Origin of the sequence: Psychrobacillus sp. OK028 (assembly GCF_900103605.1) — a bacterium.
Classification (GTDB): Bacteria; Bacillota; Bacilli; order Bacillales_A; family Planococcaceae; genus Psychrobacillus.
The window spans coordinates 140,048-153,900 of the sequence record NZ_FNHY01000008.1; the positions used below are offsets into that span (position 1 = coordinate 140,048).

The following is a 13,853-nucleotide window of genomic DNA, read 5'->3' on the forward strand; positions in this document are numbered from 1 at the left end:
GTAGGAAGTGGCTAAGTGCTAAAACAAATTGATGAACTATACAAATATCTGATGATTACGCTGCTGGTCATATATTTAATCAATTCGATTTACCTTCAAGAAGTTACTATTACTTTCACAGCAATAGTGCTCGTCGTTCTTTTAGAAATAACGAAGCACCGTCACCATATTAAGCAACTAACCTATTCTCAGCTATCCATTATTGGCATCGTATTACTAGCAGGTATCGCAGCTATCATTTATCTATTAGTAACGATTCAAATATTCTTGGAACCTATCAATTTACCGGAAAAAATGGAAAGTGCCCTGTTCTTTGTATGTATCGTATTAGGTATATATATTCTGTGGTATTTTATCGGTAAGCTATTTGGAAAAGCTTTAGAGAAACAATAATATGCCTGTAAAAGTTCTGCTCCCATGCAGTGCATTTACAGGTCTTTTTGTCTTTTACATAAAACAAATCACGTTCGAAAGCAATAATTGACCAAACGTATATTTCTTCGTATAATGAATTCAAATAATTCTAATAAATGGAGGCGGGAATAATTACTTGAGTGAAACTACCTTACATCAGCTATGTCAAATCTATACGGAGCTAACCTTTGATGAAATAAAAGTCTTGGAAGACGTTGCTTCTACATTGCAATTATATGCAGACTTGAATAATGCATATATGTTCATAGATTGCATGATGAAGGATTCAGACCAGGCAATAGTAGTTGCCGAAGCCTTTCCTAGAACATCTGAAGCTATTTATGAAAATTCCGTAGTAGGGAAAATTGTTTTTGAATCATTTGAACCAGGTGTTTTTTATAGTTATCGAACCGGTAAAAAGTCACTTACTAATCAGGCGGTTACACAAGAAGGGAAAACGGTAGAGCAAAGTGTTATACCGATAAAAAACAACAAACATCAAGTGATTGCGGTGCTAATTTCTGAGGAAGAGATTTATAAGCATATGCCCATTAGCAGCAGCTATAAAAATGTATCATTTGGTCAAGAAGAACTAAAGGAAGTCCTCGGAGGACACTCAAGGGAAGTGCCATTGGTATCAGATCTTTTAATGGAAATTTTCCTTCTTACAGATAAGGAAGACCGGTTGACCTATTCTAATCCTGCAGGCGTTAATTTTATATCAGAAATGACTCAACTAGATAAAATTCAAAATCAAAATATTTTAGAATTACTCCCTTTTCTCCAATCTATTTATGATTTTAAAGAAGACGTCTTCGTATTTGATTTAACGGTAGATAGAAAAAATTTAATTGTAAAAAAAATTAGAGTAAAAGAGAAAGAACAACTTAAAGGAACACTTCTCATTATTCAGGATGTAACAGAGCTTCGTACAAAAGAAAAAGAGTTAATGATGAAATCGGTAGTAATTCAAGAAATTCATCATCGAGTAAAAAATAATTTACAGACGGTAGCTAGCTTGTTGAGACTTCAAATGAGAAAAGGATTTCCAGAAGAAAGTAAGGTATATTTTGAAGATACATTAAATAGAATATATAGTATTTCTTCTGTTTATGAACTGATTCTATCAAACTCTAATGCGGATGATGAAGATGTGAATATTATAGAGTTAACAAAAAAAGTATCCTCCACTTTAGTGTTAAATGAATATTTAAAAAAAGTTAACTTGATTATTGAGTCAAATGGCAATAAAATTTTAACAACATCTAGAAAAGCCGTTTCAATTGCATTAATTATCAACGAACTTGTACAAAACTCTTTAAAGCATGCATTTCCAGAGGATGTTGAAGGAGATATAATTGTAAGTTTTTATTCAAACAAAGATTTTTTGGAGCTTCATATTTTCGACAACGGGGTTGGAATGCAGGAGCCAAAATCGTCTTTAGGATTAGAAATAGTTCATAATCTTGTTTTAAATGATTTAAATGGAGAGTTTAGATACGTGCCGGTAGAGCAAGGGACGCATGCAGTAGTAACATTCCCAATAAGTTCGGAGGTTATTATCTACCATGAAAAAGAGAATATTAATAGCTGAAGATGAATCTATCATAAGAATGGATATAAAACTTATGCTTCAAGATCAAGGTTATGAAGTAGTCGGAGAAGCAGGGGATGGAGACAAAGCAATTGAGTTAGCTTTTTTACATAAGCCAGATTTGACACTCATGGATATTAAGATGCCAAAGATTAATGGGCTACAAGCTAGTAATATAATTGCCAACCAACTAGATTTACCGATTCTAATTATTACTGCTTATAGTCAAAAGGAATTTGTAGAAAAAGCACAACAAGACAATATAGTCGGTTATTTAGTGAAACCTATTTCTGAAGCTAATTTACTGCCGGCAGTGGAAATAGCCTTACACCAATCAGAAAAGGCAAAAAGGTTAAAACAAGAGATAAAAGCTGCCAAACAAGAAGTAGAGAAAAGAAAGCTAATCGAACGTGCTAAAGGGTTGTTAATGCAAACCGAAGATATGACCGAATCGGAAGCTTTTAAGAGAATCAGAGAATCTAGCATGTCTAGGCAGATGACAATGGAGTCAGTTGCAAAAGAGATTATTTTAACTAACAAGTGAATATAAAAAAGCAATGGCGCTTAAAGAAACTATTCTTTGAGCGCCTTTTTGTATTTCTTTAAGGGGGTGTTATCTGTTCAGCTAGTAACAATATACGAAGTAAATGGGGCACTATATATTATTTCTTAAGGGGGAAAAGAAATGGCAATGATAGGAACAGTGGTAGTGTACATAATTATGATATGTGCAGTACTAGGAGCTTTTGCTGCAATAAAGGATCCAGATAATGGTTTAGGGAAAGAATTTATGTCTGGTTTACATGCAGTCGGTCATATTTTTGTTCCGGCTGCTGGGATTATGGCATCGATTCCGTATTTAACATGGTTTATCGACAAATTTGTTGGACCAATTTTCGATTCCATAGGAGCAGATCCTGCAATTGCGGCGACTGCGATACTAGCATCAGATATGGGAGGCTATCAGTTAGCTAATGCACTAAAAGATTCCTATGAAGGATGGATAATGGCACTTATTGTAGGCTACATGGCAGGAGCAACGATTGTATTCTCTATTCCAATGGGACTAGCAATGCTAGATAAACGAGATCATAAGTATATGGCACTTGGTATTATGTCAGGAGTTCTGACGATTCCGATTGGAGCATTCATTGCTTCGGTTTTAGTTGTACTATTTGATACTAAGATCCGTGATGTTATTAGTACTACCACAGATTCCACCTATGAGTTCGTCATAAGCTATGGTCAAATACTAATCAATTTAACACCTTTGCTCATTTTTGTGATCTTGATCGCAGCGGGACTTAAATTTTTCCCAAATGGAATGATAAGGGGCTTTATGATATTTGGGCGAGTGATGGATGCAGGTATAAAATTAGTATTAGTTTTCTCCATCGTAGAAATTTTTACAGGAATATTCTCCACAATCTTCGGTGGTTGGGGCTTTGATCCAATTATGGCGGACGAAGCAGACCAATTTAGAGCACTTGAAACAGCTGGATATATTGGTATCATGTTAGCGGGTGCTTTCCCGATGGTATATTTATTGCGCAAATATGCATCAGGACCTTTAGAGGCTGGAGGTCGTAAAATTGGTCTTACTTCTGTCGGAAGTGCTGGTATATTAGCTACTATTGCGAATATTTTAGCTATGTTCTCTTTAGTTCGCTACATGAGACCGAAAGATAAAGTATTGAATATCTCTTTTGGAGTATGTGCAGCGTTCCTTTTGGGAGATCACTTATCTTTTACGGCTAATTTCCAACCCACTATTATTTTACCAGTTATTTTAGGAAAGCTACTTGCTGGTATTTGTGCGATTGCCTTTGCTTATTGGTTATCTGTACCTACTGCTTTGAGATTAGAAGAACAGGATCGAGCGGCTGGTATTATAAAAAAGGGTGAATATTTAGAAGAAGAGGATATTGGCAAAGAGTCAGTTCCAGTACAAGCGTAAATATAATTCTATAATACGCATGAAAGGAGCGTCTGAATGAGTGAGGAGAAAAAAAGATTCATACAAGAATTTGTACCTGGAAAACAAATTACATTAAGTCATCTAATCGCTAACCCAGATCCTGATATGTTTGTGAAATTGGGTATTCAAGAGGCGGGAGCATTAGGAATAATGACTTGTACTCCGAGTGAGACGGTTATAATTGCAGGCGATTTAGCAACAAAAGCAGCAAATGTCCAAATTGGATTTTTAGATAGATTTACAGGAAGTCTAGTAATTGTGGGAAGTGTTTCTGAAGTAGATATGGCCATGATTGAGATAAATAGATTTCTTTCTGAAAGACTCGGGTATACGCCAGCAGAAATAACGAAGTCTTAAGGATGTGTAAAGACCATGAAAAATAGAGTGATGCTCATTGGTGCCATTGGGGCAGGGAAATCAACACTGACTAACTCTTTGCTAGGAAAAATTGTTCCTGCTATTAAAACACAAACATTGATCTATTATGATTGGATTGTTGATACACCCGGAGAATACACAGAAAACCCATTTTTTTATAAAAATATTATGGCAACTGCTTTAGAGGTAACACATATATTTTATTTGCAGGATGCAACAAACGGGAAGATGATCTTTCCACCAGGATTCAGCACGGGATTTTCTAAACTTCCTATTGGTGTAATTACTAAAAGTGACCATAAAGAGGCAAATTTAGAACGCTCCATTAAAATGATTGAATCCGTCATTTCGGTTGGTCCAATTGTTATCGCTTCTGCGGTCAATGGAACAGGCGTGGAGCATTTAAAGGCATTAGTGGACATGGATGATATGGCATCTATGAAAAGCTATGTAGAAAAAGAACAAGATGAAAATCTCTTGTTTACAAATCAGCTTTACAGTTGACGGAATCTTTGATATATTCATAGATATCGAAATAAAAGTTTATAAACTGGCAATGACGCCTTTACTTTCACATGGATTACCCATGTGCTTAGTAGAGGCGTTTTTTTGTTGAACACTACTAACCTTTTACGTTTTAGCATGAGCTTTTGTATGAAATGAGGTGCGATTTTGATCAATTTCACTCCAAAAAAAGAAACGATCATTAGTGCTGGAATTGATATAGGTACAAGTACAACTAAGCTAATTATTAGTCGCTTTTCTTTAATGAATACTGCTGGGACGACACATGTACCGAGAATTGAGATTGTAGAGAAGGAAGTTATTTATAAAAGTCCTATCTATCGGACTCCGTTAAAGGACTCTTCCACCATTCATGTCTCTGAAATAGAGAAAATTATTCACAAAGAATATACAAATGCAGGCATAACATCAAATCAAATTCAAACAGGTGCTGTAATTATCACAGGTGAGACAGCAACCAAACAAAATGCAAAAGAAATGCTGCATTATCTTTCAGATGAAGTCGGAGACTTTTTAGTAGCAACTGCAGGTCCTGATTTAGAGGGTATTATAGCAGCAAAAGGTTCAGGTGCTTATGAATATTCTGCTCGCTCCCAAAAGATAATTGCGAATATTGATATAGGTGGCGGCACTGCGAATATTGCCATCTACAAAGATAGCGAACTCCTGGGAACTTGTACAATGCATATTGGTGGAAGGTTAATAGAATTTGAAGGCGATAGGATAAGGTCTATTTCAGCTCCTGTACAGAGGTTACTGGAATCACAGGGAATATCTTTAAATATAGGAGACTCAAAGACATCGCCTGGGATTCAACTAGTAGTACAACTTATGGTGGAATCGCTTAGTAGAGTATTAAAAAATGAAGTAAACGAGATAGATCAATTACTTATACTTGGACACACTCCTAACTGGAAAGAAGAAGTCGATACTATCGTGTTTTCTGGAGGAATAGCGGAGTGTATCTATAACCATGAGCAGGATAAACAAGCAATAGCTGGGTATGACGATATTGGTCAACAGTTAGCAAAAGAATTGCAGAGAAATGAACGGCTTCAAAGCTTTGGCTGGCACGAGCCCATTGAGACGGTACGTGCAACGGTACTAGGAGCTGGAACTCAAACGACCGAAATTAGTGGAGCTACGATTCAAGTATCTCCTAATGATTTACCGATAAAAAATGTCCCTGTGTACAATTTCAATTTCCAATCGGATTTGCAAACAGGTTTAGAAAAATTTGATGAGGAAATCAGAAAGGCGATTAATATGTATGATGCTTCGAGAGAGGGACAAAACTTTGCGTTATATATATCCAATTTGCCCTATATGGGATTCCGAGATATTCAAAAGCTTTCCGAATCCATTATACAGGTAATGGAAAAACGTCCGAATCCGTTGCTACCAATTGTGCTTGTATTACAGACAGACCACGCGAAGGTAATCGGTCAAACGCTGCTAGCTATGGGTGTTCGTCAAAGTGTTATATGTATTGATCAAGTAAAAGTCGATCATGGTGACTATATGGATATTGGAAAAGCACTCGACTCGGGAGTAGTTCCAGTCGTAGTGAAAACTTTAACATTCCACTCGTCATAAAGGAGGTTTTTCGAAAGTGAATTTCAAGACAGCATTAGGTGGTATTAGCTATATCTTTCAAGACTTGAAGGAAGTAATGGCAAAAGCAAACGAAGAAAAATCCGGTGACCGCCTAGCAGGTTTAGCTGCAGAAACAGTGCAGGAACGGATTGCTGCGAAAACGGTACTTAGTGATATTTTACTAAGCGACATACGAAACAATCCTTTAATACCTATAGAACAGGACGAAGTATCTCAAATAATTGAAGGAGATATAAACGAAAAGATTTATAGTGACCTAAAAAACTGGAGTGTCGCAGAGTTAAGAGAATATATATTAAGCAATGAAGTAGGAGACCGGGAACTTAAAAGAATTAGTAAAGGACTAACCTCTGAAATGATTGCAGCAGTAGCTAAACTAATGTCCAATCTCGACTTAGTACACGCTGCCAATAAGATTGAGATTTTATCAACTTGCAATATAACCATTGGTCAAAAAGGAACAATCTCATCTCGTTTACAGCCGAATCATCCAACAGACAGTGTAGACGGCATGATTGCTTCTCTAAAGGACGGTCTCTCTTATGGAATTGGAGATGCGGTAATTGGGATAAACCCTGTAGACGATTCAGTTGAAAGTGTAAAACGATTGCTTCATGCCACACATGATTTCATTGAAAACTGGAAAATTCCAACGCAAAACTGTGTTCTAGCACATATCACTACGCAAATGAAAGCAATAGAACAAGGTGCTCCTGCAGATATGATTTTCCAAAGTATAGCGGGGACAGAAGTTGCCAATCGATCATTCGGTATATCTGCAGAGCTTATTAAAGAAGCGCGTCATTTAGCTTTAAAGCAAGGAACTGGCACTGGTCCACAGGTGATGTATTTTGAAACTGGTCAAGGGTCAGAGCTTTCAGCAGAAGCCCATTTTGGTATTGATCAAATGACGTTAGAATCTCGTAATTATGGTTTTGCCCGCCATTTCGATCCATTTATCGTGAACACAGTTGTAGGATTTATAGGACCGGAGTATTTGTATAACAGTAAGCAAGTAATCCGAGCTGGTCTAGAGGATCATTTTATGGGTAAAATGCATGGCATACCAATGGGCGTAGATATTTGTTATACCAATCATATTAAAGCAGATCAGAATGATATTGAGGATTTAGGTGTTCTTTTAACAGCAGCTGGTGTGAACTTCATCATTGCGACTCCAATGGGAGATGATTGTATGTTGAATTATCAATCGATGAGCTTTCACGATGTTGCTACATTACTACAAACTTTTGGCAAAACACCCGCTCCTGAATTTTTAAAATGGCTTGAGAAGATGGGGATCTATGAGAATGGTCGATTAAGTAATCGAGCAGGAGACCCTAGTCTATTCACACGTTAGGAGATGACTTATGTGAATGAACAATTGATCAAAGATATTACCAAAATGGTTGTGGAAAAACTTCAGATGAATAATGATCAGGATCAGCAAAATATAAGTTTATATCCCAAGGATCCAAGTGGAGCTTTAACGGAAACAAGTATTGCGAGTAGCCCTGTTGGAGAAGTGAAATTTTATCCTTCAAACGTGACAACTCGAAAGCGAGAAAATGTAAATCTGCAAACGCAAAGTGAAAAAGCATCTAAGGAAGATGATAAAGAAAAATATTTTACTGAGTTACGCAGCAAAACACCTGCAAGAATTGCAGTAGGGAGAGCTGGTACTAGACCTAAAACCAAAACATGGCTTCAATTTCGCTATGATCATGCAGCTGCTGTGGATGCCGTTTATGGAGAGGTGCCAAAGGAAATATTAGACCGTTTAAATTTCTTTCAAGTAAATACAAGAGTATTAGATAAAGAGGAATATATTCGTCGACCAGATCTTGGTAGAAGACTTTCTGATGACTCAAAACAGGTTGTTTTGGATAAATGCAAAAGAACTCCAAAGGTCCAAGTAGTCGCATCGAATGGTTTAAGTGCCAAGGCGTTAGAGGAAAATTTAGAAGACGTTTATCTAAGTCTAGAGCAGTCCTTAAAAAACTTAAATATTGAAATGGGTACAACCTTTTATGTAGACAAAGGTCGAGTAGCTTTGATGGATGAAATTGGAGAACTTCTCCAACCTGACATTGTCGTTATATTGATCGGAGAAAGACCGGGGCTTGTGTCTGCAGAGTCATTAAGTGCCTATATTTGTTACAAGCCAAGAATCGGAACCATTGAAGCCGATCGCATGGTTGTTTCCAATATCCATAAAGGTGGAATTCCATCTGTGGAGGCAGGAGCATATCTAGGAACGCTCATTCAAAAAATATTGAAGTATGAAGCAAGTGGAGTGTCATTAGTGAGAAAAGAAGGATAGGAGGTATCTATTAAAGGTGAAAAAAATATTTGCTGATATTTTATCCATGCAAGTTATTCCGAATATAGATACAGGCTTAGCTGAAAAACTAAGTTTAAAGCCTCATCAACGAAGTTTAGGCTTGTTTACTACAACAATTGATGATGTTGGATATACAGCTGCAGATGAAGCGACGAAAAAGTCAGATGTCGAAGTCGTTTATGCTAAAAGCTTCTATGCCGGATCGGCACATGCATCTGGTCCTCTTTCAGGAGAGTTTATCGGTATTATTGCTGGTCCATCTCCTGAGGAAGTGAAAAGTGGTCTAGACTCTATCCGAATCACCATTGAAAATGATGCATTTTTTGAAGCGATAAATGAAAATGAAAATCATGCTTTATATGCAAAGGTTATTTCTAGCTGTGGAAGCTATTTAGCTCAAGTGGCTGGCGTGCAGGAAGGGAGATCACTTGCTTATTTAATAGCACCTCCTTTAGAGGCAATTATAGGGCTGGATGCTGCAATGAAGGCTGCCGATGTTCAGGTGTGCGAGCTTTTTGCACCCCCTTCCGAAACCAACTTTGGTGGTGCGCTACTTGAAGGAAGTCAGTCTTCCTGTCAGGCTGCTGCTGATGCTTTTCGAGAGGCCATTACGAATATGGCTAAACGACCACTAGACTATTAGGGAAGGAGTGAATTCTATGGTTAGCGTAATTGATACGGACTTACTTGCGTTACAGGAAATGAGAACGGCCGTAAAAACTGCAAAAGCAGCCCAGCAGGTATATATGAAATTTTCGCAAGAGCAAGTCGACGCAGTAGTAAAAGCCGTGGCAGCTGCTGCTTTTGAGCAGTCTGCAAGACTTGGGGAAATGGCAGTAGAAGAAACGGGAATGGGCGTTGCAGAACATAAAAAGATAAAAAACGAAGTCGGCTCTCGTGATGTGTATGAAAGTATTAAAGATTTAAAAACTGTTGGTATTGTTGGAGAGGATAAAGAGAATAAGGTAATTGAAATTGCGGCTCCATTTGGAACTATAGCCGGAATTATTCCGACGACCAATCCAACATCCACTGCTTTTTTTAAAACGCTTATTGCGTTGAAAACGAGAAATGCAATCGTTGTTAGTCCCCATCCCTATGCGGTTAATTGTACGAAAGAAGCTTTGAGAGTGTGTGGGGAGGCAGCTGTAGCAGCCGGTGCTCCAAGAGGACTTGTTCAGTGCTTAACAATGTCTTCTATGGAAGCTACACAGGAACTTATGAAACATCCTGATATTAACCTTATTTTAGCAACAGGTGGTGGAGCTTTAGTAAAAGCAGCTTATAGCTCTGGAAAGCCTGCTTACGGTGTAGGACCTGGGAATGTTCCAGTATACATCGAACGCACGGCAAAGATTGAAAAAGCTGTTGAGAATATCGTTAATAGTAAGTCCTTCGACTTTGGTACTATTTGTGCAACAGAACAAGCTATTGTAGTGGATAGAAATGTTTCCGAACTAGTAACAAGGGCACTTAAGAAAAACGGGGCTTATATTTTATCTGATGAGGAAAAGAAAGCGATGGAAAAGGTAATCTCTCCAGTGCCAGGAAAAGTGAATCCTAAAATTGTTGGCAAAAGCCCGCAAACAATCGCCAAGCTTGCAGGTATTTCTTTGCCATCAGATACCCGCATAATTGTTGGTCTAGAGACGAAGGTAGGGAAAGACGTACCATTTGCACTGGAAAAATTATCACCGATTTTTGCAATGTATATCGCTTCAGATATTACGCATGCAAAGGAACTTTGTTTATCTCTTCTAGAGCTTGGAGGTATGGGACATAGTCTTTCACTTCATACCGAAACAGATGCAGTAGCTCGTGAGTTTGCGATAGAAATGCCAGTTTCCAGAATTTTAGTCAATACAATGTCCTCGGTAGGCGCTGTAGGTGGTACTACAGGGTTAATGCCATCGATGACCTTGGGATGCGGTACGTTTGGTGGGAATATAACTTCTGATAATGTAACTGCCAAACACCTTTTGAATATTAAAAGGATGGCTTATGGCATTAAAGAAGTAAATCTTAACTCATCTCAAGTTCCGGCTGATGTACGAAGCGAAAGTTCAGAGGATGTCACAGATCAAGTAGTAGAAAGTGTATTACAGTCATTAGGCACTAGTGATAAAGTCGATCCGCAAGTCGTGAAAGACTTAGTCAGTGAAATAGTAAGTAAATTATCAAAATAACCCATTAGGAGGAAACAGATATGTCAAGAGAAGGTACAGCTTTAGGAATGGTAGAAACAAAAGGTTTAGTAGGAGCAATTGAAGCGGCAGATGCAATGGTAAAGGCTGCTAGCGTAAATTTAGTAGGAAAAGTACATGTTGGAGGAGGTATCGTGACAGTACTAGTTAGAGGAGATGTAGGAGCGGTAAAAGCTGCGACGGATGCAGGAGCTGCAGCGGCGCAACGAGTTGGAGAATTACTATCTGTGCATGTTATCCCAAGACCTCATAACGAATTAGAAATGATTCTACCTAAATCAGAAAACTAATAAGAGGTTTACAGGAAAGGCGGTTCCAACATGAATCAGCAGTTGATTGAAAAAATTGTCGGAGAAGTTTTAGGACAGCTTGAAAAAGCTGAAGCACTACCGCCAAACGATTTAATCCCAATCGCTGTTTCTGCCCGTCACGTTCATTTGTCTCTGAACCATGTGGAAGCATTGTTCGGTAAAGGATATGAGCTTACCGTAAGAACAGAACTATCTCAACCAGGTCAATTTGCCTCCAATGAAACAGTTGTTATTGCAGGACCTAAAGGAAGCATCGAACGAGTTCGAATTCTCGGTCCTGCTCGTTCCATGACGCAAGCAGAGATAAGTTGGACAGATGCAATGAAGTTGGGAGTAAATCCCCCAATTCGTGAATCTGGAGATATTGAAGGATCGGAAGCTATTACGATAATTGGACCTAAAGGAAGTCTTTTTCTAGAGCAGGGTCTCATTATTGCACAAGCACATATTCATATGTCGCCTAAGGATGCAGCTCGTTTTGGTGTTCAAAATGGTGAATACGTAACGGTAGAAACAGATGGGATTCGACCAATCGCATACCGACAAGTTAAGATCCGTGTCTCCGAAAGATACCGATTAGAAATGCATATTGATACGGATGAGGCTAATGCAAGTCTTATAACTAAAGGAGCATTTGGACATTTGGTGAAGTTTCAAGGCAATCTAAATGTCCAACAGGAAACTTCAGCAAGCGTAACAAAAAGCAAGGTAGATATTCCTTACATCTATCCGAAAAAATTGCTCTCGAGAGATGATGTGAAAGAATTAAATATGAAAGAAATAATACTTGAAAAAGGAACAATTATAACTGCACTTGCACGTGACACAGCAAGAGAGCTTGGAATATCTGTTTCATTCAGAAAATAGAAATAGGTGATGATTCATGCAACTTTGTAAAGTTATAGGAAACGTATGGGCGACTCGTAAAGAAGAAGGGCTACAAGGATTAAAGTTACTCATTGTCCAACCGGTAGATATACATGGAAAACCTGTGAGAACTCAGTTTGTTGCAGCAGACAGAATCGGAGCAGGTATTGGAGATGACGTTCTTGTTACGAGTGGGGGGTCATCTCGCTATATAATGCGAGAGAATCCAATACCGATTGATGCGGTAATCATAGGTATTATCGATTCGACAGAAGTAGAAAGAGGTGAAAGCATTGAGTCAAGCAATAGGGATGATTGAAACAATTGGATTAGTCGGTTCAATTGAAGCCGCAGATGCCATGATTAAGTCTGCCAATGTAACATTGATTAAACAAGAGATGATAGATGGTGGTATTGTCACGGTAATTGTTCAGGGCGATGTTGGAGCTGTTCAAGCAGCGGTGGAAGCTGGGCAGGATGCCGCAAAACGCGTAGGTCAATTACTAGGGGCCCATGTTATTCCGCGTCCTGACCATAGTGTTTATGATATGATCGAGCCTCTTGATTACAACAAACAGGTAGAATCAGAAACACCACCAAAACCCTTACGTACAAAAGCAGTAAAACCTATAGAACCTCCATCAACAGATTCGTAAGCATTAGAAAGGGTGAAAATTCTTGGCTTTTCGAAGAAACAAAATTGCTATAATAGGCGCTGGATATACAGGAGCAACGGTAGCACTTATGGCAGCACAAAAAGAGTTAGGAGATATCGTACTAGTAGATATTCCTGATCTAGAAAAACCCGCCAAAGGAAAAGCGCTTGATATATTAGAAACAGGACCTGTTCAGCGTTTTAATGCGAAGATTAGTGGTACTTCGAATTATGAGGATATTAAAGATGCTGACATGGTCATTATTACAGCTGGGATTGCAAGGAAACCAGGGATGAGTAGAGATGATCTCGTCACTACAAATGCAAAAATTATGCAAGCTGTTTCCGAACAAGTAAAGAAATATGCACCAAATAGCTATATTCTCATCTTAAGTAATCCAGTAGATGCTATGACATACGTTTGTTATAAGACCACTGGATTTCCAAAAAATAGAGTAATTGGTCAATCTGGAGTGTTAGATACCGCACGTTTTAATACGTTTGTCGCGGAGGAACTAAATATTTCAGTCGAAGACATCTCTGGATTTGTACTGGGTGGCCATGGTGACGACATGGTACCGCTTGTTCGTTATTCCTATGCAGGAGGAATTCCTTTAGAAAAGATTATTTCTAAAGATAGACTAGATGCAATAGTAGAAAGGACCAGAAAAGGAGGAGGCGAAATAGTCTCTCTTCTCGGTAATGGAAGTGCCTATTATGCCCCAGCAGCATCACTCGTCGAAATGGCTGAGTCGATTATTCGTGACAAAAAACGAATACTTCCATCTATTGCTTACTTAGAAGGTGAATACGGCTACAATGATTTGTATTTGGGTGTTCCAACAGTAATCGGAGGGAATGGCATAGAAAGTGTTATTGAGCTTCCTTTAACATCTGATGAAAAGCTTGCTCTAGATAAATCAGTAAAATCTGTACAATCTGTTCTTAAAATTTGTAATGTCTAAA

At 38.3% G+C, this 13,853-nt stretch carries 16 protein-coding genes; all 16 read left to right on the forward strand.

What is annotated here, in order from left to right; genetic code table 11:
- Positions 1-15 precede the first annotated feature (15 nt).
- Positions 16-393 carry a hypothetical protein gene (locus tag BLR36_RS14265; RefSeq protein WP_093062426.1) on the forward strand — a complete coding sequence of 126 codons (378 nt, stop codon included), beginning with the start codon at positions 16-18 and terminating at the stop codon, positions 391-393.
- A 157-nt stretch (positions 394-550) separates the two neighbouring features.
- Complete coding sequence (locus BLR36_RS14270) at positions 551-2,008, forward strand: sensor histidine kinase (protein ID WP_093062427.1); 1,458 nt, start codon at positions 551-553, stop codon at positions 2,006-2,008.
- Positions 1,983-2,552, forward strand: coding sequence for an ANTAR domain-containing response regulator (locus BLR36_RS14275; RefSeq protein ID WP_093062428.1), 570 nt, complete (start codon positions 1,983-1,985; stop codon positions 2,550-2,552). Before BLR36_RS14270 ends, BLR36_RS14275 begins: the two co-directional genes overlap by 26 nt.
- A 141-nt stretch (positions 2,553-2,693) precedes the next feature.
- On the forward strand, positions 2,694-3,965 hold the full coding sequence (gene eutH / locus BLR36_RS14280; protein ID WP_093062429.1) for an ethanolamine utilization protein EutH: 1,272 nt from the start codon (positions 2,694-2,696) through the stop codon (positions 3,963-3,965).
- Positions 3,966-4,001: 36 nt separating this feature from the next.
- Positions 4,002-4,343, forward strand: a complete 342-nt coding sequence (eutS, locus tag BLR36_RS14285; RefSeq protein ID WP_093062430.1) for an ethanolamine utilization microcompartment protein EutS — start codon at positions 4,002-4,004, stop codon at positions 4,341-4,343.
- Positions 4,344-4,358: 15 nt separating this feature from the next.
- Positions 4,359-4,868, forward strand: a complete 510-nt coding sequence (locus BLR36_RS14290) for a EutP/PduV family microcompartment system protein (RefSeq protein WP_093062431.1) — start codon at positions 4,359-4,361, stop codon at positions 4,866-4,868.
- Positions 4,869-5,036: 168 nt separating this feature from the next.
- Entirely contained in the window at positions 5,037-6,485 is a 1,449-nt protein-coding gene (locus tag BLR36_RS14295; RefSeq protein ID WP_093062432.1) for an ethanolamine ammonia-lyase reactivating factor EutA, read from the forward strand.
- A gap of 16 nt (positions 6,486-6,501) precedes the next feature.
- Positions 6,502-7,866, forward strand: coding sequence for an ethanolamine ammonia-lyase subunit EutB (locus tag BLR36_RS14300; protein WP_093062433.1), 1,365 nt, complete (start codon positions 6,502-6,504; stop codon positions 7,864-7,866).
- A gap of 12 nt (positions 7,867-7,878) precedes the next feature.
- Positions 7,879-8,829 carry an ethanolamine ammonia-lyase subunit EutC gene (eutC, locus tag BLR36_RS14305; protein WP_093062434.1) on the forward strand — a complete coding sequence of 317 codons (951 nt, stop codon included), beginning with the start codon at positions 7,879-7,881 and terminating at the stop codon, positions 8,827-8,829.
- 16 nt (positions 8,830-8,845) lie between these two features.
- Complete coding sequence (gene eutL / locus BLR36_RS14310) at positions 8,846-9,493, forward strand: ethanolamine utilization microcompartment protein EutL (RefSeq protein WP_256371036.1); 648 nt, start codon at positions 8,846-8,848, stop codon at positions 9,491-9,493.
- A gap of 16 nt (positions 9,494-9,509) precedes the next feature.
- Positions 9,510-11,036 (forward strand): aldehyde dehydrogenase family protein, encoded by a 1,527-nt coding sequence (locus BLR36_RS14315; protein ID WP_093062435.1) that lies wholly within the window; start codon positions 9,510-9,512, stop codon positions 11,034-11,036.
- A gap of 20 nt (positions 11,037-11,056) precedes the next feature.
- Positions 11,057-11,344, forward strand: a complete 288-nt coding sequence (locus tag BLR36_RS14320; RefSeq protein WP_093062436.1) for a BMC domain-containing protein — start codon at positions 11,057-11,059, stop codon at positions 11,342-11,344.
- Between the two features lie 30 nt (positions 11,345-11,374).
- Positions 11,375-12,232, forward strand: a complete 858-nt coding sequence (gene pduL, locus BLR36_RS14325) for a phosphate propanoyltransferase (protein WP_093062437.1) — start codon at positions 11,375-11,377, stop codon at positions 12,230-12,232.
- A gap of 16 nt (positions 12,233-12,248) precedes the next feature.
- On the forward strand, positions 12,249-12,551 hold the full coding sequence (locus BLR36_RS14330) for a EutN/CcmL family microcompartment protein (protein ID WP_093062438.1): 303 nt from the start codon (positions 12,249-12,251) through the stop codon (positions 12,549-12,551).
- Positions 12,526-12,888, forward strand: a complete 363-nt coding sequence (locus BLR36_RS14335; protein WP_093062439.1) for a BMC domain-containing protein — start codon at positions 12,526-12,528, stop codon at positions 12,886-12,888. The genes BLR36_RS14330 and BLR36_RS14335 overlap by 26 nt, the downstream gene beginning before the upstream one ends.
- Positions 12,889-12,910: 22 nt before the next feature.
- Positions 12,911-13,852, forward strand: a complete 942-nt coding sequence (mdh, locus tag BLR36_RS14340) for a malate dehydrogenase (RefSeq protein WP_093062440.1) — start codon at positions 12,911-12,913, stop codon at positions 13,850-13,852.
- The last annotated feature ends 1 nt before the right edge of the window (position 13,853 follow it).

What these genes read in the sequence shown, in the direction of transcription:
- BLR36_RS14275 (WP_093062428.1), top strand. Translation starts at nt 1,983, where the DNA reads ATGAAAAAGAGAATATTAATAGCTGAAGATGAATCTATCATAAGAATG.
- eutH (WP_093062429.1), top strand. Translation starts at nt 2,694, where the DNA reads ATGGCAATGATAGGAACAGTGGTAGTGTACATAATTATGATATGTGCA.
- eutS (WP_093062430.1), top strand. Translation starts at nt 4,002, where the DNA reads ATGAGTGAGGAGAAAAAAAGATTCATACAAGAATTTGTACCTGGAAAA.
- BLR36_RS14290 (WP_093062431.1), top strand. Translation starts at nt 4,359, where the DNA reads ATGAAAAATAGAGTGATGCTCATTGGTGCCATTGGGGCAGGGAAATCA.
- BLR36_RS14315 (WP_093062435.1), top strand. Translation starts at nt 9,510, where the DNA reads ATGGTTAGCGTAATTGATACGGACTTACTTGCGTTACAGGAAATGAGA.
- BLR36_RS14320 (WP_093062436.1), top strand. Translation starts at nt 11,057, where the DNA reads ATGTCAAGAGAAGGTACAGCTTTAGGAATGGTAGAAACAAAAGGTTTA.
- pduL (WP_093062437.1), top strand. Translation starts at nt 11,375, where the DNA reads ATGAATCAGCAGTTGATTGAAAAAATTGTCGGAGAAGTTTTAGGACAG.
- BLR36_RS14330 (WP_093062438.1), top strand. Translation starts at nt 12,249, where the DNA reads ATGCAACTTTGTAAAGTTATAGGAAACGTATGGGCGACTCGTAAAGAA.